Consider the following 18,734-nt stretch of genomic DNA (forward strand, 5'->3'; position numbering starts at 1 on the left):
ACAAGCCCACAGATGAAGGACGACGAGAGATGAGCGGAGCAGAGACCAAGCCGAACGCGGCCCCGAGCGAGCTCGACAAGCTCAGCATCGACACGCTTCGGACGCTCGCGATCGACGCGGTGCAGAAGGCCAATTCCGGTCATGCCGGCGCCCCGATGGCGCTGGCACCGGTGGCCTACACCCTCTGGAACCACTACCTGCGCTATGACCCGGCGCACCCGCACTGGCCCAACCGCGACCGCTTCGTCCTCTCGGCCGGCCACGCCTCGATGCTGCTCTACGGCCTGATCCATCTCGCGGGCGTGACCGAGAAGGACGGCGGGAATGCCCCGGCCCTCACCATCGACGACCTCAAGAACTTCCGCCAGCTCGACAGCCGGACCCCCGGCCACCCCGAATATCACTTCACCACCGGCGCCGAGACCACCACCGGCCCCCTTGGCCAGGGTGTGGCGAACTCCGTCGGCATGGCGATGGGGGGGCGGTTCCTCGGCGAGCGCCTGAATCGGCCCGATCTGCCGCTGTTCGACTACAACGTCTACGCCATCTGCTCGGACGGAGACCTGATGGAGGGGGTCGCCGCAGAGGCCGCTTCCATCGCCGGGCACCTGCGCCTGTCGAACCTGTGCTGGATCTACGACAACAACACCATCACGATCGAGGGCCACACCGAACTCGCCTTCTCCGAGGAGGTCGCGGCCCGCTTCCTCGCCTATGGCTGGCAGGTCCTGCGCGTGGCCGACGCCAACGACGTCCATGCGGTCTCGTCCGCCCTGGAGACCTTCCTGCAGTCCAGCGACCGACCGACGCTGATCGTCGTCAACTCGATCATCGGTTACGGCGCGCCCAAGAAGCAGAACACCGCCAAGGCCCACTCGGACCCGCTCGGCGAGGACGAGGTCAAGGGCGCCAAGCGCGCCTATGGCTGGCCGGAGGACGCGCAGTTCCTGGTGCCCGACGGGGTCTACGACACCTTCCGCAACGGCATCGGCAAGCGGGGTGCCGAGCTCTACGCCACTTGGGAGGGCTTCTTCCACGAAGCCAAGGCCGCGGACCCGGTGCACGCCGAGGAACTCGATGCCTATCTCGAGGGCCGGTTGCCGGCCGGCTGGGACAAGGACATCCCGGTCTTCGACGCGGATGCCAAGGGTCTCGCCACCCGCGAGTCCTCCGGGAAAGTGCTGAATGCCATCGCGCAGCACGTGCCGTTCATGCTCGGCGGCTCGGCCGACCTCGCGCCGTCCAACAAGACCAATCTCACCTTCGAGGGGGCCGGCTCTCTGACACCCTTCGAGCCCGGTGGTCGCAACATCCACTTCGGCGTGCGCGAGCACGCGATGGGCTCGATCGTGAACGGCCTCGGCCTCGTGGGCCTGCGCGCTTACGGCGCCACCTTCCTGGTCTTCGCCGACTACATGCGTCCGCCGATCCGCCTTGCAGCATTGATGGAGGTGCCGGTCTTCCACGTCTTCACGCACGATTCGATCGGTGTCGGCGAGGATGGCCCCACCCACCAGCCGGTCGAGCAGCTGCTGACGCTGCGGGCGATCCCGGGCCTCGTGACCCTGCGCCCGGCGGATGCCAACGAGGTTGCGGAGGCCTATCGGGTCATCATGAGTCTGAAGGACCAGCCGGCGGTGCTGGCGCTCAGCCGCCAGCCGCTCCCGACCCTGGATCGGTCGAAGTATGCTGCCGCCTCCGGCACCGCCAAGGGTGCCTACGTGCTCGCCGATTGCGCGGGAACCCCGGAGGTCATCTTCATCGGTACGGGCTCGGAGGTGCAGCTCTGCGTCTCGGCCTACGAGGCCCTGACGGCCGAGGGCGTCAAGGCCCGCGTCGTCTCGATGCCGTCCTGGGACCTCTTCGAGCGGCAGGATGAAGGCTATCGCAACAGTGTACTCATTCCCGAGGTGCTGGCCCGCGTCGCCGTCGAGCAGGGCTCGGTGATCGGCTGGGACCGCTACGCGGGTTCGGCGGGCACGATCATCGGCATGCACACCTTCGGCTCCTCGGCGCCGCTCAAGGACCTGCAGACGAAGTTCGGCTTCACCCCCGAGAAGGTTCTTCAAGCAGCGCGCGATCAGATCGCCCGGCACAGGAAATAGGCTGCGCGACCGCTCTCCCTCCTCCTCTGGGGGAGGGCCACCGGCTGGGCCGGTGCCGCCAGCCGCAGCAGCCGGAGCGTGCCCGGCCACCCTACCCTCCTCTCCTCCCTTTCGTCGGGGGGAGATGTGCATAACCGGTGATGGATGTCGGCGACGTGGCTCCCCGCCCGGCGCCCGGACGACGAGGAGTTTCCCATGAACCCGCTCAAGGCTCTCTTCCCCGAACAGGGTCAGGCCGTGTGGCTCGATTTCGTCGCCCGCGGCTTCGTTGCGCAGGGCAAGCTGAAGGCGTTGGTGGACGAGGACGGCCTGCGCGGCGTCACCTCGAACCCCTCGATCTTCGAAAAGGCCATCGGCGGCTCGTCGGAATACGATGACGCCTTAAAATCCGTGATGGACCAAGGCGATGCCCGCGTCATCGACCTCTACGAAGGCTGCGCAGTGGCCGACATCCAGGCTGCCGCCGACGTGCTGCGTCCGGTCTACGACGGATCCGACGGAGCCGACGGTTACGTCAGCCTGGAGGTCTCGCCCTATCTCGCCCTCGATACCGAGGAGACCCTCGCTGAGGCTCGCCGCCTCCACAAGATGGTGGCCCGAGACAACCTGATGGTGAAGGTGCCGGCGACGCGCGAGGGTATCCCGGCGATCCAGGCCCTGACCGCGGACGGCATCAGCATCAACGTCACGCTGCTGTTCTCGGTCGGCACCTACGAGGCGGTGGCCCGCGCCTTCATCGCGGGCTTGGAGGCCTTCGCGGCCAAAGGCGGTGATGTGTCGAAGGTCGCCAGCGTCGCGAGCTTCTTCATCAGCCGGATCGATGTCGCGGTGGACAAAGCCCTGGACGAGGCCGGTGGCTTCGACGACCTCAAGGGCAAGGTCGCCATCGCCAATGCCAAGCTCGCCTATCAGCGCTACAGGGCCATCCACGCCGAGCCGCAATGGCAGGCCCTCGCGCGAAAGGGTGCCAAGGCGCAGCGCCTGCTCTGGGCCTCCACGGGCGTGAAGAACAAGGCCTATTCCGACGTGCTCTACGTCGAGGAACTGATCGGTCCCGACACCGTCAACACCATGCCGCCGGCCACCATGGACGCGTTCCGCGATCACGGCACCGTCAAGGCTGGCATCGAGAGCGACGTTGCGGGCGCGCAAGCCGTGATGGCGCGCCTCGCCGAGGCCGGGATCAACATCGAGACGGTCTCCGACACCCTGGTCGACGAGGGCGTGCAGCTCTTCATCGATGCCGCCGACAAGCTCCTCGGCGCGGTGGCCACCAAGCGCATCGACTTCCTGGGGCCGAAGCTCGACGCCCAGACCCTGGTGCTCGGCGACTCTCTGGGTGCCGTTGCCAAGAAGGCGGTCGAGGAATGGCGCGCGTCCGGCAAGATCCGTCGACTCTGGGCGCACGACAAGACGGTGTGGAGCGGGGCCGACGAGGACCGCTGGCTCGGCTGGCTGCGCATCGTCGAGGACGAGCTCGAGCATGTCGCCGACTACGAGGCCTTCGCCGAGGACGTGCGGGCGGGTGGCTTCAGTGACGTCGTCGTACTCGGAATGGGCGGCTCGAGCCTTGGCCCGGAAGTGCTCGCCGAGACCTACGGCAGCCACGAGGGCTTCCCCCAGCTGCGGATCCTCGACTCCACCGATCCGGATCAGGTCCGCGAGACGGAGGCCGCGATCAGCCTGCCGACCACGCTGTTCATCGTCGCGAGCAAGTCGGGCTCGACCCTCGAGCCCAACGTCTTCCGCGACTACTTCCTCGGCCGGATGAAGGAGACGGTGGGTGCCGACAAGGCTGGAGCCCACTTCGTCGCCGTCACCGATCCGGGCTCGGCCATGGAAAAAGCCGCCCAGGCCGATAACTTCCGGAAGATTTTCTACGGTGTGCCGCAGATCGGCGGGCGCTACTCCGTACTCTCGGCGTTCGGCCTCGTGCCGGCGGCAGCCTCGGGCATCGACGTGAAGGCCTTCCTCGACACCGCCCGGATCATGGTCCGCTCCTGCGGCCCTGCCGTGCCGCCTGCCCAGAACCCGGGCGTGCTCCTCGGCACCGCCATGGGAGCGGCGGCGCTGAGCGCTGGGCGCGACAAGGTCACGATCATCGCCTCCCCGGGCATCGACACCTTCGGCGCCTGGGCCGAGCAGCTCATCGCCGAATCCACCGGGAAGGAGGGCAAGGGCCTCATCCCCATCGACGGCGAGCCCGTCGACGTGCCCGCGGTCTACGGCCGTGATCGTTTCTTCGTCTATCTGCGCCTTGATGGCCGTGCCGATCCCCACCAGGATGAGGCGGTGCGCAATCTCGAGCGTGAGGGCCACCCGGTGGCGCATATCACCCTGGCCAACGCGGAACAGCTGCCGCAGGAATTCTTCCGCTTCGAGATCGCCACGGCAGTGGCGGGCGCGATGCTCGGTATCAATCCCTTCGACCAGCCCGATGTCGAGGCGAGCAAGATCGAGACGAAGAAGCTGTTCGACGCGGCCGAGAAGAGCGGCGCCCTGCCGGGCGAGACGCCCCTATTCGCCGACGAGACGATCGCCCTCTACGCAGATGCGGCCAATGCCGGCGCCCTACCCCAGGCCACGCAAGGGCTCGAGGGCGCCATCGCCGCCCATCTTGCGCGGGCGAAGGACGGCGACTACGTCGCGCTCCTCGCCTATGTGGCGCGCAATGCCGGTCACCATGCGATCCTGCAGGAGGCCCGGGTGGCGCTGCGCGATAAGCGCCGCCTCGCAACCTGTCTCGAATTCGGGCCGCGCTTCCTGCACTCCACCGGCCAGGCCTACAAGGGCGGGCCCGATACCGGCGTGTTCCTGCAGATCACTGCCGATCCGTCGGCGGATCTCGCCATTCCCGGGCGCAGCCTCGGGTTCGGCACGGTGGTGGCGGCCCAGGCCCGGGGGGATTTCGCGGTCCTGGCCGAGCGCCGGCGCCGGGCCCTGCGCGTCCATATCAAGGGCGGTCAGGTCGAGGCCGGCCTGAAGCGTATCGCCGCGGCGATACGCGCTGCGCTCTAGCCTCGGCTCTCGGGGACCCCGGCGAGAAACCTAAGGAACCGCCCGCTTCCGACTGGGAGCGGGCGGCTCTTTGCCAAGGGAGCTGATCCGGAGCGGCCGCAGCACCGGGCTACGACGCGAAGCCGTTGTCCCGTCCCCAGATGATCGCCTCGCCGCGGCGATGAATGCCGAGCTTGCGATAGAGCGCGGCCGCGTGGTTGCGCACCGTGTTGGGGGTCAACCCTAAGCGCGTGGCGATGGCGCCGTCGCCGAGGCCCTGGCAGATCAGGCGGAGCACCTCGCCCTCGCGGCGGGTGAGATCGGGCCTGATCGGTGCGGGCTCCGACGAACTCGGATGACGCAGGCTGCCGAGCTTGTCGATCAGGCCGCGGCTGAACCATGAGGTGTCGGCCATCACGGTCTCGATCGCGTCGAACAAGTCGCGCTCGGAGCGCTTGCGATCGCTGATGTCCTGCAGCACCGCGAGCAGACAGGGTTCGTCGCCGATGGTGACGCTCTCGGCCGAGACCAGGCAGTCTAGATCGACCCCCTCCCGGCTCCGCAGGCAGGCCTCGAAGCCGAGAACGCTGCCTTGCGCGGCAAGGTCATGTCCGAAGCGCTCGCGCTGAGCGGCGTTGGCCCAAAGGCCGATCGCGTCGAGTTCGTGCCCCAGCACGGCGTCCTCCGCATGACCGAAGGTCCGTGTAAAGGCATGGTTGATCCCGATCACGGCGAGGCCATCGGCCCGACACAGCAGAGTCGGCACGGGCGTGAGGCGGAATGCGGTGGCGAAGCGCTCCTCGCTGTGGCGCAGGGCCGTCTCGGCCTTCTTGCGCAATTCGAGATCGGCGAAGGTGAAGAGCATGCAGGGCTCGTCGCCCATGTCGATGGGCTGGCCTGCCACGATGACGAAGCGGGTCCCACCGTTGGGCAGACGCAGGCAGGCCTCCATCTGCGGAATCGTCTCGCCCGCGTTGAGGCGTGCGATGGCCAAGTCCCGGCTGCGAGCGTCGTTGAGCACGTCGACCTCGTAGACGCTGCGCCCGATGATGTCCGCGCTGCGATAGCCCGTCATTTCCAGGAAGCCGAGATTGACCTTCACATGGCGCAGGTCCGACAGCCGGCAGATCACGGCCGGTGCGGGGTTGGCGCTGAACGTCTTTTCGAAGCGTTCCTCGGCCTGGAATTGCGACGTGACGTCCGCAAGGATCAGCACGAGGCAATCGGGCTGGCCCGCCGCATCCCGGATGATGAGGCTGCGGATGCGCTGCATCACATCGAAGTCCGGCCTGTCCGTTCGTCGGACATTGACGATGACCTCATCGAAGGTCTCGCCGGCCAGAACGCGCTCGATCGGGGTGCGCGTGATGACGTGGTTGTTGCGGTAGCGCAGGACGAAGGTCTCGCGAAAGGCCGAGACCGTTCCGCCCAGTTCGGCGAGATCGGCCGCTCCGTGCATCGCGAGGGCCGCCGCGTTGGCCCAGGTGATATGCTGATCGGGCTCGATGAGAATTACGCCCTCGGAAAGCCCGGCGATGATTTGGTGCAGCTGGGAACGGTCGACGCCCGTCGTCAAGGGTTTTGGCATCCTGTGTACAGAAGCAGCGCCGGCACCGGAGAGAACGCCCGGGTGCGTCGGCGCTCCTCACGCAAACGAAGCCGTTCGCTCGAGGAACAAACGCAGGAGCGTCCGACTCGTTGCCGAAATGTCCCGGCCCCGGAAGCGTGGCCGCGGCTTTGCATGCAATATTCCTGCTGAATGGGTTAGGCGGGAGATCGCGATGTGCCAAGGTGACGATCCGGGTTGTAGCCACTTTACGGAGCATCGGCGGCGCCTGCTCGGCGACCTCGAACCGGAGCGGCGCGCCTTCCTGAAGAGCGGGTTCGTTGCCTCGGGTGGTGCTGCGGCTCTGATGGCCGGTGGCCTCACGTTGCCTGGTGCGGCCCTGGCCCAGACGAGCGCACAGCATGGTCCGAAGCGGACGGCGCATTACCACCTGCCGGCCACGGCCGAGACTGTGCATTGGGGCTATTTCAGCCGCAGCCTGAAACCGCAGGTCGAGATTGATTCCGGCGACTACGTCACCATCGAGACCCTGACGCACCACGCCAACGACGATGCCGAGCGCATGGTGACCGGCGATCCCGGCGCGGAGAGCGTCTTTCTGTGGACCAGGGAGAAGAAGGGCGTCGCTCGACGCGGGGCCGGGCCGGAGGACACCAAATTCGGACCCGGGGGCGGCCTCGGCGTGCATATCTGTACCGGCCCGGTGGCGATCCGCGGAGCCGAGCCCGGCGATGTCCTCGAGGTCCGCATCCTGGACGTGATGCCCCGCCCCTCGGCCAACCCCACCTTCAAGGGCCGCACCTTCGGCAGCAATGCCGCCGCGAACTGGGGTTACCACTACAAGGACATGATCACCGGAGATCGACCCCGCGAGGTCGTGACGATCTACGAGGTCGATGCCACCGGCGCGCGCGACTGGGCACAGGCGGTCTACAGCTTTCGCTGGCCGGGCGTGACGGACCCGTCCGGTGTCGACCACCCGACCATCGATTATCCAGGCCTGCCGGTGGATCACACCCGCACGAAGCGCAACTTCGATGTGCTCAAGGGCTTCCGCGTGCCGATCCGACCGCATTTCGGCACGATGGGCTTGGCACCCAAGGAAGCCGAGATGGTGAACTCGATTCCGCCGAGCTACACCGGTGGCAACATCGACAACTGGCGCATCGGCAAGGGCGCGACCCTCTACTATCCTGTCGCAGTGCCGGGTGCCCTTTTCTCGGTGGGCGACCCCCATGCGAGCCAGGGCGATTCCGAACTCTGCGGCACTGCCATCGAGTGCTCGCTCACCGGCACCTTCCAGTTCATCCTGCACAAGAAGGCGGATCTTCCCGGTACGGCTCTCGAGACCCTCGATTTTCCGATGATCGAGACGGCCGACGATTGGGTGCTCTCAGGCTTCAGCTATCCAAACTATCTGGCCGATCTCGGGCCCGACGCACAGAACGCGATTTTCGCCAGATCTTCCATCGACCTCGCCATGCGGGATGCATTCCGCAAGATGCGTCAGTTCCTGATGCACGGACACGGACTGACCGAGGACGAAGCGATCTCCCTCATGTCCGTCGCGGTGGATTTCGGCATCACCCAGGTGGTGGATGGGAATTGGGGCGTCCACGCCATCGTGAAGAAATCGATCTTCCCAGTGCGCGCGACCTGATCCGCGGTTGGCACCCGGGTCAGACGCGGCCGGCGCGCAGCGATAAGGGCCAGCGGATGGTCCTCCGCGCGTCGGGGGCGCCCCAGGTCGCGGCCAGGGTCTCCTGAAAGGCCAGGATCGGCCCCCGGCCCAGCGCGGTCTCCAGCGCCCGGGCCGCCGACCAGGTCTCCGTGTAGCCAATCAGGTCGGAAAGTCCCCAGGACTGCGTGATGGCGAGTTCCGGCATCGCGACGGCCGGGAAGGGGAACAGGAGCGTGCGATACCCATCCTCCACATGGCGGCGCTCGGGCGGCCAGTAGGGGCCGAGGGTTTCTCCGTAGAAGCGCTGCATCACGGCATCGAGGGCCGCATCATCGATGTGCAGCACCCCGTAGGTGATGAGGGCCAGGATTGCCCCGGGACGCGCGACCCGCCGGACGTCAGCGTAGAGGGCAGGGAGTTCGAGCCAGTGGGCTGCCTGGGCAACCGTGACGAGGTCGACGCTCGCCGCCGGCAGATTGCTCTGCTCGGCAGGCGCTACGCTGTATACGACGCGGGCATGAGGCCTCGCATGGGCAATCTGCGCGGCACTCGCGTCGGTGGCGACGACGTGCTCGAACCGATCGGCGAGCAGGACCGAGAGTTGTCCAGTGCCGCAGGCGCAATCAAGGGCCAAAGCGCGCGCCGGCGCGGCATCCGCGAGCGCATCGACCAGGGCCCCCGGGTAGGTCGGCCGGTGCGCCGCATACCCGGCCGCCTGGGTCGAAAAATGATCCTTGAAACGCATCGGCGCTGCCAGGCCCTTCCTGCTTGAGGGGCTGCCCCGATCCGCCCGGGCGCAGGTCCGAGTCGCGAGCGCCGCGTTTCGAAGCCGAGAATCCTCAGCCTGCGACCCATGAACGCCCGCGGCTGCTCGCCTTCGCCAGGGAAGACCCAACCGGACACATCGTGCGAAGCGGCACCACGGCTATCGCTGCGGCCCCGCATTGATGCTCTTCAGGCGCCCCAATCCCAAGCCTGGACTCGACACCGGGACCGGCGTCTCGGAGAGGTCGCCCCGAGTTGCCGGCCTCGGTCGCGCACGTCAGCAGCTCAGACGACGACCTTCGCGGCGACCGAACACGCGATAATGCGCGGCGCCGGATTCCATCTGGCCGCGATTGACGGCTCGCCGGACATCGGGATTGCAGCGCAGGTATTCGCCCTCATCGAAGCCGTAGTCCCGCCGGCCATAACCGCGGCCGCGATCCCGGAAATCGCCGTCGCGGTCGCGATAGCCGTCGTCCCGGCCCCGATACCCCTCGTCGCGGCCGCGATAGCCGTCCTCGTATCCACGGTAGGGCTGGGCCAGAACAGGGCTTATCGAGCCGAGGACCGTCAGCCCCAGAACCGCTGCTGCACAGAGTGACTTCATGTCCGTAAATCTCCTTGCCGGACGCGGAAAACGGTTCCGCTTGCGTTTTGGTTCAATCCGCCTCGACGATCCGGCCTTCGAGTCCGAACAGGCGACCGAGCCCGCGCACCCGGTTGAGGATCCGATCGCCGGGGAGTGAGCCCTGGTCCGCCGGAAGGCTCAGTGTCACTCGACCCCCCTCGATGGTGACGGGAATCCGTCCCAGTGCCCCCGCCATGCCGGCCGAGAGCGGAAAGGCGAGGCGCAGCAGGGCGCCGAGGAGACGGGCGCGCTCGAACAGGCGGGGGCCCGCGAGGTTGCGCAGCATCGGGCTCGCCTTTTCGGGGGCGATTCCCTCGTGGCGGAAGTAGATGGCCAGCGCCAGATAGGCCCGGCCCGGATGGTCGATCCCGACGAAGGCTGCATGCGTGATGACGTTGACGCTCTGCTCGCCGCGGTAATCCGGGTGCGCCCGCCAGCCGATATCGGACAGGAAGCAGGCTGCGTGGCGCAGGCGACGTTCGTCGGCGGTCTCGGGCTGATCGAGGCTGGCGATGAAGCGGTCGCTCCAGGTGATGAGATCCTCTGCATGGCCCGGCGAGCGAGCACGCAGAGTGTTCAATTCGGCCGCCGCCGCCAGCAGCGGGTCGGCAAGGCGAGCATGACGGTCGAGTTGCTCGTAGAGCAGGCCCTCGCGCACGCCGCTGGCCGAGATCGCAAGCTCGCGCGGGCGTCCGATCCGGATGATTTCCTCCAGCACCACCGCGCCGTAGGCGAGGAGCGGACGGCGCGCCTCGGACACGCTCTCGACATCCTGCAGCAGGGCCGCGTCGGTGCGCTCCACCACCTCGAGGAAGTTCAACTCGTCCGAGGGCTCGACGCTGTAACCGTGCATGACGTGAAGCGGATAGCCCCGGGCCGACTGATGCAGCCGCGCCAGGGCTCGCCAGGTGCCGCCCACCGCGTAAAAGCTGCGCCCGCGCAGGGTCTCCAGCTGCGGCGCGGCCTTCTTCAGGTTCTCGCGGACGATCTTGAGGGCCTTCTTGACCGAGCCGCCCGAGAGATCCTGGAGAGCGAGGCCGCCGAGCGGCATCGTTACGCCCATCCCGACCGTGGCCCCACGTACATCCACCAGTTCCAGGGACCCCCCCGCCGAGGTCGCCCACGACGCCGTCGGGTGCGTGGAAGCCCGAGATGACGCCCAGCGCCGAGAGTTCGGCCTCGCGCCGGCCGGAGAGCAGTTCGATGCGCTGGCCGCAGGCGGCTTCCGCCGCAGCCAGAAATTCCTGGCCGTTCTCGGCGTCGCGTGCGGCAGCGGTGGCCAGCACGAAGGTGCGCGACACGCGCATGGTCTCGCAAAGCACGCGGAAACGCGCGAGCGCTACGAGCGCCCGGCGCACCGCCTCCTCGTTGAGGCGGCCCGTGGACAGCACGTTGCGACCGAGGCCGCACAGCACCTTCTCGTTATAGAGCGGGGTGGGCGCCCGGGTCAGGCCGTCATAGGCGACGAGCCGCACCGAGTTCGAACCGATGTCGATGATCGCCACCGGCTCGATGTGGTCCCCGGCCCCAGACAAGGGGGGGCCCTGGATGGGCGCGGGGCGGGCTGGGTCGAGGCCCATGCGGGCTCCTCTGGACGGTCCGTCAGCCACGCTGCGCGCGTCGGCTCAGGGCGCGCGGGCTCGACTTCTTCGACGACTTGCCACGCCCGGACAGGCTTGGATTCGTCATGAAATACTTGTGCGCATTGAAGGGCTCCTCCCCTTCGGCAGGTTGGATCCGTTCGCTGGCACCAGACGCCAGTACACGCCAGCTTTGGCGGTTGTCGAGGAGATTGGCCAGCATGATCTGATCCAGCACCTGCTGATGCACCGTTGGATTGGTGATCGGCAGGAGCGCCTCGACCCGGCGATCAAGATTCCGGCTCATCAGGTCCGCTGACGAGATGTAGACGACAGCCTTGGGGTGGGGCAGCCCAACGCCGTTTCCGAAGCAGTAGATGCGCCCGTGCTCCAGGAAGCGCCCGACGATCGACTTGACGCGGATCGTCTCCGACAGCCCCGGGATCCCGGGTCGGAGGCAGCAGATGCCGCGGACCACGCAGTCGATCTGCACGCCGGCCTGGGAGGCGTCGTAGAGCGCGTCGATGATCTGCTGGTCGACCAGCGAGTTGCACTTGATCCAGATCGCGGCCGGCCGTCCGGCCTTGGCGTGGGCCACTTCCGCCTCGATGTTCTCCAAGAGGCGCGGTTTCAGAGTCAGCGGCGAGACCGACATCCGCTCCAGCTCGGCGGGCTCCGCGTAGCCGGTGATGAAGTTGAAGATCCGGCTGACATCCCGCGCCACGGCGGGATCGGCCGTGAAGAAGGAGAGGTCGGTGTAAATGCGCGCGGTGATCGGGTGATAGTTGCCGGTGCCCACGTGGCAGTAGGTGACGAGGCGGTCGCCCTCGCGCCGGACCACCATGGACAGCTTGGCATGGGTCTTCAGCTCGATGAAGCCGAACACCACCTGCGCGCCGGCCTTCTCCAGGTTGCGCGCCCAGCGGATGTTGGCTTCCTCGTCGAAGCGGGCCTTCAGCTCGACCAGCGCCGTCACTGACTTGCCGAGCTCGGCGGCTTCCGCCAGCGCCGCGACAATCGGGGAGTTCGAGGAGGTGCGATAAAGCGTTTGCTTGATCGCCACCACGTTGGGGTCGCGGGCAGCCTGAGCGAGGAACTGTACCACCGCGTCGAAGGATTCGTAGGGGTGGTGGACGATGAAGTCCTTCTGTCGAATGGCCGCAAAGACATCGCCGCCGCTCTCGCGGATGCGCTCGGGGAAGCGGGGGTTGTAGGACTTGAATTTCAGGTCCGGCCGGTCGATGCCCACGATCTGCGACAGCTCGTTCAGGGCCAGCATCCCCTCCACGAAGATCACCGCGTCGCTGCCGATCTCGAGTTCGTCGGCCACGAAGGCACGCAGGTCCTCGGGCATTCCGGCCTCGACCTCCAGCCGGATGACGACGCCGCGGCGGCGCTGCTTGAGGGCCGTCTCGAAATGCAGGACGAGATCCTCGGCCTCCTCCTCGATTTCGAGATCCGAGTCGCGGATGACGCGAAACGCGCCCTGTCCGCGCAAGGCGTATCCCGGGAAGAGCCGCCCGGTGAACAGCACGATGACCTGCTCGATGGCGATGAAGCGGGCGGTCGAATCGTTCTCGGCATCCGGCAGGCGCACGAAGCGGTCGAGCACCGCCGGCAGACGGATCAGCGCGCGCAGGGTGCGGCCGTCACGGGGGCGCACCAGCATCAGCGCGATGGTCGAGCCGAGATTCGGAATGAACGGGAACGGGTGCGCCGGATCGATGGCGAGCGGCGTCAGGACCGGGAAGACATGGTTGAGGAAGTAGTCTTCCAGCCACGCCTTGTGATCCTGGGTCAGGCCGGCGGGCTCCATGAGTTCGATGCCGACGCCGAGGAGTTCACCGCGCAATTCGCGCCAGCGCGCCTGCTGATCGAGGGCGAGCCGCGAGACCTCGGTGCCTACGCGCGTCAGCTGTTCGGCCGGGGTCAGGCCGTCCTGCGAGGGTAGAACGAGACCGGCACGGACCTGATCGTGCAGGCCAGCGACGCGCACCATGAAGAATTCGTCGAGGTTGTTCGCCGAGATCGAGAGGAAACGGACCTGCTCCAGGAGAGGGTGGTTGGCGTTCGAGGCCTCCTCCAGCACCCGACGGTTGAACTGAAGCCAGGACAGCTCGCGGTTGACGAAGCGCTCGGGGGAGTGGCGCAGGGCGAGCCCCGCCTCCCGCACGGAATCACGCGCCTCCGCGCCGAGGGGGGCCTCGGCGGGAGGAGGCGGCAGCTCTCCCGGGGGCGGCAGGTCGAGATCGGCATCAGGCAGGGCATCGGAGACGGGTTCCCTGGTATCCGGAAGCACATCCCGCACCGTCTTCCCCGGCTGGGGTTTCGAAGCCACCGCTGCGGGCTGCCCGACTCGCCGGGCGGCGGGCCGGGCGGCCCGCGTACGGCCCTCGGTGGCACGCGGGGTTCCGACATCCGCTGCCGTCGCGTCCGAGTCCATGTCCGCCAAGAGTTCGTCTCCTACAGGTCTTCGAGGGTCGGCGTCGTAGCACGGGGCGGGCCGGCGTTTGTGACGGTTGCATGACGATCTTTGGCACGATCGTCGGTCGTCCGTCGTGTCGGCATGCCGTCCTCAGCGCGGGGCATGATCCTCGGGATCCGCCTCGTCCTCGTCTTCCGGTTCCCCGGCTCCGAAACCGAGGCGCTCCAGCACCGCCAGTGCCAGGGGTTTGGTGATACGTCGGCCCCGGCTCAAGGCATCCCGGTCCAGGGCGGTGACCACCTCTCGGGCGCGCCCGAGGGAGCGGTCGATTCGCAGCGCCAGAGCCTCAACGATCGCGAGATCCACCACGAGTTGTCGGTCGACGAACAGCTTGACGAGGACCGCGCGCAACAGGGCGTCGTCCGGGGGCAGGATGGTGGCGCCGGGGGCGAGGCGCAGGCGGGAACGTAGGTCCGCCGTTGTCAGGCCAAGCCCATCCACTGAGGTGGCGGAGGTGACGAGGACTGGGCAGGCGCGCTCGCGCGCAAGGTTGAGGAGGTGGAACAGGGCCGCCTCGTCGCGGGGGGCGCCCCCGTCTGCGCCGATCCGGTCGATGTCCTCGATCACCAGGGCGCCGTTGGAGAGGAAGTGCGGCACCGTTGCTGCGGTAATCTCGGAAGCCCGGGCCGTCCAGGCATGGGAGCGAGTCGCCCAGATCGAGGCGAGGTGACTCTTGCCGCTGCCCGGTGGTCCGGTGAGCAGGCACACCGTGTCGGGCCAATGCGGCCACGCCTCGATCAGCGTGTAAGCGGCCTCGTTGGCCGGTCCCACGAGGAAGTCCTCGCGGCCATAGCGCGGGTCGGCCGGCAGGTCGAAGGCCAGCTGCTTCGGGGGAACGGTGTCGCGGATTGCCATTCAGGGTTCGGGCTTTGACAGGAGCGCGGGTGCGTCCGCGTAGTAGAGCGGACTTCGGAGGTAGCGCTCCAGGACGAAGCGGACCAGCACGCCGATGGACGCCGCTACCGGAACGGCCAGCAACAGCCCGAGGAAGCCGAACAGAGAGCCGAAGGCGAGGAGCGCAAACATGAGCCAGACCGGGTGAAGGCCGACCGATTCGCCCACGAGCTTGGGTGAGATGATGTTGCCTTCGAGAAATTGTCCGACCACGAACACCCCGATGGTGAGGCCGATATGCAGCCAGTCGGAACCCGGCCAGAACTGGGCAAGGGCAACGCCGACCGAGAGCAGGAAGCCGGTCAGCGTCCCAACATAGGGGATGAAGGTGAGGAAGCCCGCGATGAGACCGATGAGGACACCGAAATTCAATCCGACGAGGAACAATCCGACGGCGTAGAAGGTGCCGAGAATGAGGCAGACCAGGGTCTGCCCGCGGACGAACCCCGTCACTGCCCCGTCGATCTCACGCCCGAGGCGCCGTACGACCGGCCGATGCCGGGGCGGTACCCAGCCATCGAGGGTCCCGATCATCCGGTCCCAGTCGACGAGAAGGTAGAATGCCACCACGGGCGTGACGACGAGGAGCGACGCAATGGAGATCAGCGCCTGGCTGCCCGACCACAAGGACTTCAGGAAAGTCAGGAACCAGGTGCCGCCCTGCCCCACCAGGGTGCCGACCTGCGACTGCAGGTCGGTGAGCACGTCGGCGCCACCCACCCGCTGCAGCAGCGGGCCCGCCCGCTCGGCGAGGATCCCCTGCAGTCGCGAGACCATGCCGGGCAGGGTCGCCACGAGGGCGGAGACCTGGTTGGCGGCGAGCGGCACCACGAGCAGCAGGACCACCACGAGCCCAACCACGAAGACCGCGAGAATCAACAGCGAGGCCGAGAGCCGCCCGAGCCCGAGGCGCTCGAGCCGGTCCGCGATCGGGTCGAGGAGATAGGCCAGCGCGAGGCCCGCCACGAAGGGCAGCATGACGTCGGCGAGCAGATAGAGCAGGAGGGCAAAGCCCACGAGGGCCATCAGCCCGATCATCGCCCTGCCGCGCATCGGCCGTTCCCCGCCCCAATCGTCGTGTGCGCGACGTCGCCGTTCACGGATCAACAGTGGGAACGCGAGGGACCGCGGTCAAGGCTGCGGGGCGCATGCCGACGTTTCGCGCGCCCCGCTGGCGGAGCCCAGGCCGGGGACCTCGCTGCGAATACCCGCTAACCCACGAGGGGCGACCTGCAAGGACGGACTCGCGAAGGCGCGCGGGAGCGGTTAGAGGTCGCGGAACACGGACCTTCGGAGAGCGGCGCGGATGACCGGCGAGCCCAGACACGGAATGACCTACGCGGAAGCGGGCGTCGACATCGATGCCGGCAACGCCATGGTCGAGACGATCAAGCCGCTGGTGCGCGCCACCCGCCGACCGGGGGCCGATGCCGAGATCGGTGGGTTCGGCGGCCTGTTCGATCTGAAGGCCGCGGGTTTCAAGGATCCGATCCTGGTGGCGGCCAATGACGGCGTCGGCACCAAGGTCAAGATCGCCATTGAGACGAACCGGCACGACACCATCGGCATCGATCTCGTGGCCATGTGCGTCAACGACATCATCGTGCAGGGCGCCGAGCCGTTGTTCTTCCTCGACTATTTCGCCACCGCCAAGCTGGTGCCAGGCGTGGGCGCTGACATCGTGCGGGGCATCGCGGCCGGGTGTCGGCTCGCCGGCTGTGCGCTCATCGGTGGCGAGACTGCCGAGATGCCGGGCCTCTACGACGGATCCGACTACGATCTCGCCGGTTTCAGCGTCGGGGCGGCCGAGCGTGGGACCCTGCTGCCCCGCGGCAACATCGTGCCCGGCGACGTCGTCCTTGGCCTGCCGTCCTCGGGGGTCCACTCCAACGGCTTCTCGCTGGTGCGCCGCATCGTCGAGAAGAGCGGCCTGTCCTACGACGATCCTGCGCCCTTCGAGCCTGCCCGGACCCTCGGCGAAGCCCTGCTGGAGCCGACCCAGATCTACGTCAAGCCGTTGCTGGCAGCCCTGCGTACCACCGATGGGATCAAGGCGCTCGCCCACATCACCGGCGGCGGTTTCCCGGACAACCTGCCTCGGGTGCTGCCCGACGGCGTCGGCATCCGCATCGACCTCGACGCGATCATCCCGCCACCGGTCTTCGGCTGGCTGTCGGATGTCGGCGCGGTCGCCGAATCCGAGATGCTGCGCACCTTCAACTGCGGCATCGGCATGGTCGTGGTGGTGGCGCCCGAGAGCGTGAGCGCGGTGTCGAAGGCCCTCGACCTCGGGGGCGCATCCCCGGTCCGCCTCGGCCGCATCACCCCGCGCGGGACCGAGCCCGTGACCTTCGAAGGCCGGCTCGCCTTCTGATGGCGGCCCTACCAACATCGTCGTCTTCGGTTGGCCGCAAGGTCCGCGTCGCGATTCTCATCTCGGGGCGCGGCTCGAACATGGCGTCGCTGATCGCTGCGGCCGAGGCGCCGGATTACCCCGCCGAGATCGTGCTGGTGGCATCCAATCGCCCCGAAGCGCCTGGCCTGACCTACGCGTCCGAGCGTGGAATTCCGACTCGTGCCGTCGATCACAAGGCCTACCCGAGCCGAGAGGCCTTCGATGCCGCGCTGCACGCCGAATTGGAGGCGGCCGGCATCAACCTCGTGTGTCTCGCCGGCTTCATGCGGATCTTCACCGCCGGGTTCGTCGAGACCTGGGCCGGCCGGATGATCAACATCCATCCCTCCCTGCTGCCGCTGTTCAAGGGTGTGCACACCCACGAACAGGCGCTCGCCGCCGGGGTGCGGCTGCATGGTTGCACCGTGCACTACGTCGTGCCCGAACTCGATGCCGGCCCGATCATCGCGCAGGGTGCCGTGCCCGTCCGGCCTGGCGACGATGCCGACGCCCTCGCCGCCCGCATCCTGGTGCAGGAGCACCGGCTTTATCCGCAGGCCCTGGCCCTCGTCGCGGGCGGCCAAGCCCGCCTCGATGGCGCGCGGGTGGTCTTCTCTGAGGGGGTGCTGGGAGCGGAGGGGGCGCTGCTCAGCCTCTAGGCGGCCAGACGCTACAGTCGTCTCACGCGTTCGGCAGATGCGTCGCCAGGGCTTCCAGCACCGCCATGCGCACGGCCACGCCCATCTCGACCTGCTCGCGGATGAGCGACTGCGCTCCGTCGGCGATCTCCGAGGAGATCTCGACGCCGCGGTTCATCGGGCCCGGATGCATCACCAGGGCATCGGAGGCCGCCAGCCGCAGCTTGTCGGCATCGAGCCCGAAATAGCGGAAGTACTCCTTCACGGAGGGCACGAAGGAGCCGTTCATGCGCTCACGCTGCAGGCGCAGCATCATGACGATGTCGCAGCCCTCCAGACCCTTGCGCATGTCGGTGAAGACCTCGACCCCGAAGCGCTCGATGCCGGTGGGCAGCAGGGTCGAGGGGCCGATCACCCGGACCCGGGCACCGAGAGCCTGGAGCAGGATGAGGTTCGAACGGGCCACGCGGCTGTGCAGGACGTCACCGCAGATCGCGACCCGCAGGCCTTCGATCCGGCCCTTGTTGCGCCGGATGGTCAGCGCGTCGAGGAGCGCCTGCGTGGGGTGCTCGTGGGCGCCATCGCCGGCATTGACGACGGCGCAATCGACCTTGCGGGCCAGGAGGTGTACGGCGCCTGCCGCGTGGTGGCGCACCACGATGATGTCGGGGCGCATGGCGTTGAGGGTGGCAGCGGTGTCGATGAGGGTCTCGCCCTTCTTCACCGAGGACGAGGCGACCGACATGTTCATCACATCGGCTCCGAGGCGCTTACCGGCGAGCTCGAAGGAGCTCTGCGTCCGCGTCGAGGGCTCGAAGAACAGGTTGATCTGGGTGCGACCGCGCAGGGTTGTGCGCTTCTTCTCGACCTGACGCGAGAGCGCGACGGCATCCTCCGCTCGGTCAAGCAGGATTTCGATGTCGGGTCGGGAGAGCCCCTCGATCCCGAGCAGGTGCCGGTGGGGGAAACTGGGAGGCGCGGCTGTCATGCTGGGTCCAG

12 protein-coding genes and 1 pseudogene are annotated in these 18,734 nt (G+C 67.7%); 5 read left to right on the forward strand and 8 right to left on the reverse strand.

Annotated elements, in window-relative coordinates; translation table 11 throughout:
- The first annotated feature begins 29 nt into the window (after positions 1–29).
- Both tkt and AC0IY1_RS21235 read left to right on the forward strand, forming a co-directional pair.
- Positions 30–2,105, forward strand: a complete 2,076-nt coding sequence (gene tkt, locus AC0IY1_RS21230) for a transketolase (protein WP_471772196.1) — start codon at positions 30–32, stop codon at positions 2,103–2,105.
- Positions 2,106–2,300: 195 nt separating this feature from the next.
- Positions 2,301–5,123 (forward strand): bifunctional transaldolase/phosoglucose isomerase, encoded by a 2,823-nt coding sequence (locus AC0IY1_RS21235; protein ID WP_471772199.1) that lies wholly within the window; start codon positions 2,301–2,303, stop codon positions 5,121–5,123.
- Positions 5,124–5,232: 109 nt separating this feature from the next.
- Here AC0IY1_RS21235 and AC0IY1_RS21240 read toward each other — a convergent pair whose 3' ends face one another.
- A complete protein-coding gene (locus AC0IY1_RS21240; protein ID WP_471772201.1) occupies positions 5,233–6,678 on the reverse strand; it encodes a helix-turn-helix transcriptional regulator in 1,446 nt (481 codons plus the stop codon).
- A gap of 205 nt (positions 6,679–6,883) precedes the next feature.
- On the opposite strand from AC0IY1_RS21240, the gene AC0IY1_RS21245 reads away from it, so the two are divergent.
- Positions 6,884–8,329 carry an acetamidase/formamidase family protein gene (locus AC0IY1_RS21245; RefSeq protein WP_471772204.1) on the forward strand — a complete coding sequence of 482 codons (1,446 nt, stop codon included), beginning with the start codon at positions 6,884–6,886 and terminating at the stop codon, positions 8,327–8,329.
- 19 nt (positions 8,330–8,348) lie between these two features.
- On the opposite strand, the gene AC0IY1_RS21250 is transcribed toward AC0IY1_RS21245, so the two are convergent.
- From AC0IY1_RS21250 to AC0IY1_RS21275, 6 genes and pseudogenes are all read right to left on the reverse strand, one after another.
- On the reverse strand, positions 8,349–9,095 hold the full coding sequence (locus AC0IY1_RS21250; RefSeq protein ID WP_471772205.1) for a class I SAM-dependent methyltransferase: 747 nt from the start codon (positions 9,093–9,095) through the stop codon (positions 8,349–8,351).
- A 297-nt stretch (positions 9,096–9,392) separates the two neighbouring features.
- The gene (locus AC0IY1_RS21255; protein WP_055951067.1) at positions 9,393–9,722 is read right to left on the reverse strand and encodes a hypothetical protein; all 330 of its coding nucleotides are present in this window, start codon (positions 9,720–9,722) and stop codon (positions 9,393–9,395) included.
- Positions 9,723–9,774: 52 nt separating this feature from the next.
- Positions 9,775–11,323 (reverse strand): annotated as a pseudogene (ppx, locus tag AC0IY1_RS21260) (exopolyphosphatase).
- 22 nt (positions 11,324–11,345) lie between these two features.
- On the reverse strand, positions 11,346–13,766 hold the full coding sequence (locus tag AC0IY1_RS21265) for an RNA degradosome polyphosphate kinase (protein ID WP_471772275.1): 2,421 nt from the start codon (positions 13,764–13,766) through the stop codon (positions 11,346–11,348).
- A gap of 132 nt (positions 13,767–13,898) precedes the next feature.
- Positions 13,899–14,657 carry a P-loop NTPase family protein gene (locus tag AC0IY1_RS21270; RefSeq protein WP_471772277.1) on the reverse strand — a complete coding sequence of 253 codons (759 nt, stop codon included), beginning with the start codon at positions 14,655–14,657 and terminating at the stop codon, positions 13,899–13,901.
- Between the two features lie 6 nt (positions 14,658–14,663).
- Positions 14,664–15,755 carry an AI-2E family transporter gene (locus tag AC0IY1_RS21275; RefSeq protein ID WP_055951071.1) on the reverse strand — a complete coding sequence of 364 codons (1,092 nt, stop codon included), beginning with the start codon at positions 15,753–15,755 and terminating at the stop codon, positions 14,664–14,666.
- A gap of 253 nt (positions 15,756–16,008) precedes the next feature.
- Here AC0IY1_RS21275 and purM point away from each other — a divergent pair, with 253 nt between their 5' ends.
- Positions 16,009–17,076: a phosphoribosylformylglycinamidine cyclo-ligase gene (purM, locus tag AC0IY1_RS21280; protein ID WP_055951073.1), complete on the forward strand. Its 1,068-nt coding sequence runs from the start codon at positions 16,009–16,011 to the stop codon at positions 17,074–17,076.
- A complete protein-coding gene (gene purN, locus AC0IY1_RS21285) occupies positions 17,076–17,756 on the forward strand; it encodes a phosphoribosylglycinamide formyltransferase (protein ID WP_471772207.1) in 681 nt (226 codons plus the stop codon). Before purM ends, purN begins: the two co-directional genes overlap by 1 nt.
- A gap of 22 nt (positions 17,757–17,778) precedes the next feature.
- Here the strand turns inward: purN and AC0IY1_RS21290 are convergent, their stop codons facing one another.
- The gene (locus AC0IY1_RS21290; protein WP_055951076.1) at positions 17,779–18,723 is read right to left on the reverse strand and encodes an aspartate carbamoyltransferase catalytic subunit; all 945 of its coding nucleotides are present in this window, start codon (positions 18,721–18,723) and stop codon (positions 17,779–17,781) included.
- Positions 18,724–18,734: the final 11 nt, after the last annotated feature.

Source organism: Methylobacterium sp. AC690 (genome assembly GCF_979256535.1).

What these genes read in the sequence shown, in the direction of transcription:
- AC0IY1_RS21235 (WP_471772199.1), top strand. Translation starts at nt 2,301, where the DNA reads ATGAACCCGCTCAAGGCTCTCTTCCCCGAACAGGGTCAGGCCGTGTGG.
- AC0IY1_RS21255 (WP_055951067.1), bottom strand. Translation starts at nt 9,722, where the DNA reads ATGAAGTCACTCTGTGCAGCAGCGGTTCTGGGGCTGACGGTCCTCGGC.
- tkt (WP_471772196.1), top strand. Translation starts at nt 30, where the DNA reads ATGAGCGGAGCAGAGACCAAGCCGAACGCGGCCCCGAGCGAGCTCGAC.
- purM (WP_055951073.1), top strand. Translation starts at nt 16,009, where the DNA reads ATGACCGGCGAGCCCAGACACGGAATGACCTACGCGGAAGCGGGCGTC.
- AC0IY1_RS21275 (WP_055951071.1), bottom strand. Translation starts at nt 15,755, where the DNA reads ATGCGCGGCAGGGCGATGATCGGGCTGATGGCCCTCGTGGGCTTTGCC.
- AC0IY1_RS21250 (WP_471772205.1), bottom strand. Translation starts at nt 9,095, where the DNA reads ATGCGTTTCAAGGATCATTTTTCGACCCAGGCGGCCGGGTATGCGGCG.
- purN (WP_471772207.1), top strand. Translation starts at nt 17,076, where the DNA reads ATGGCGGCCCTACCAACATCGTCGTCTTCGGTTGGCCGCAAGGTCCGC.
- AC0IY1_RS21290 (WP_055951076.1), bottom strand. Translation starts at nt 18,723, where the DNA reads ATGACAGCCGCGCCTCCCAGTTTCCCCCACCGGCACCTGCTCGGGATC.
- AC0IY1_RS21265 (WP_471772275.1), bottom strand. Translation starts at nt 13,766, where the DNA reads ATGGACTCGGACGCGACGGCAGCGGATGTCGGAACCCCGCGTGCCACC.
- AC0IY1_RS21245 (WP_471772204.1), top strand. Translation starts at nt 6,884, where the DNA reads ATGTGCCAAGGTGACGATCCGGGTTGTAGCCACTTTACGGAGCATCGG.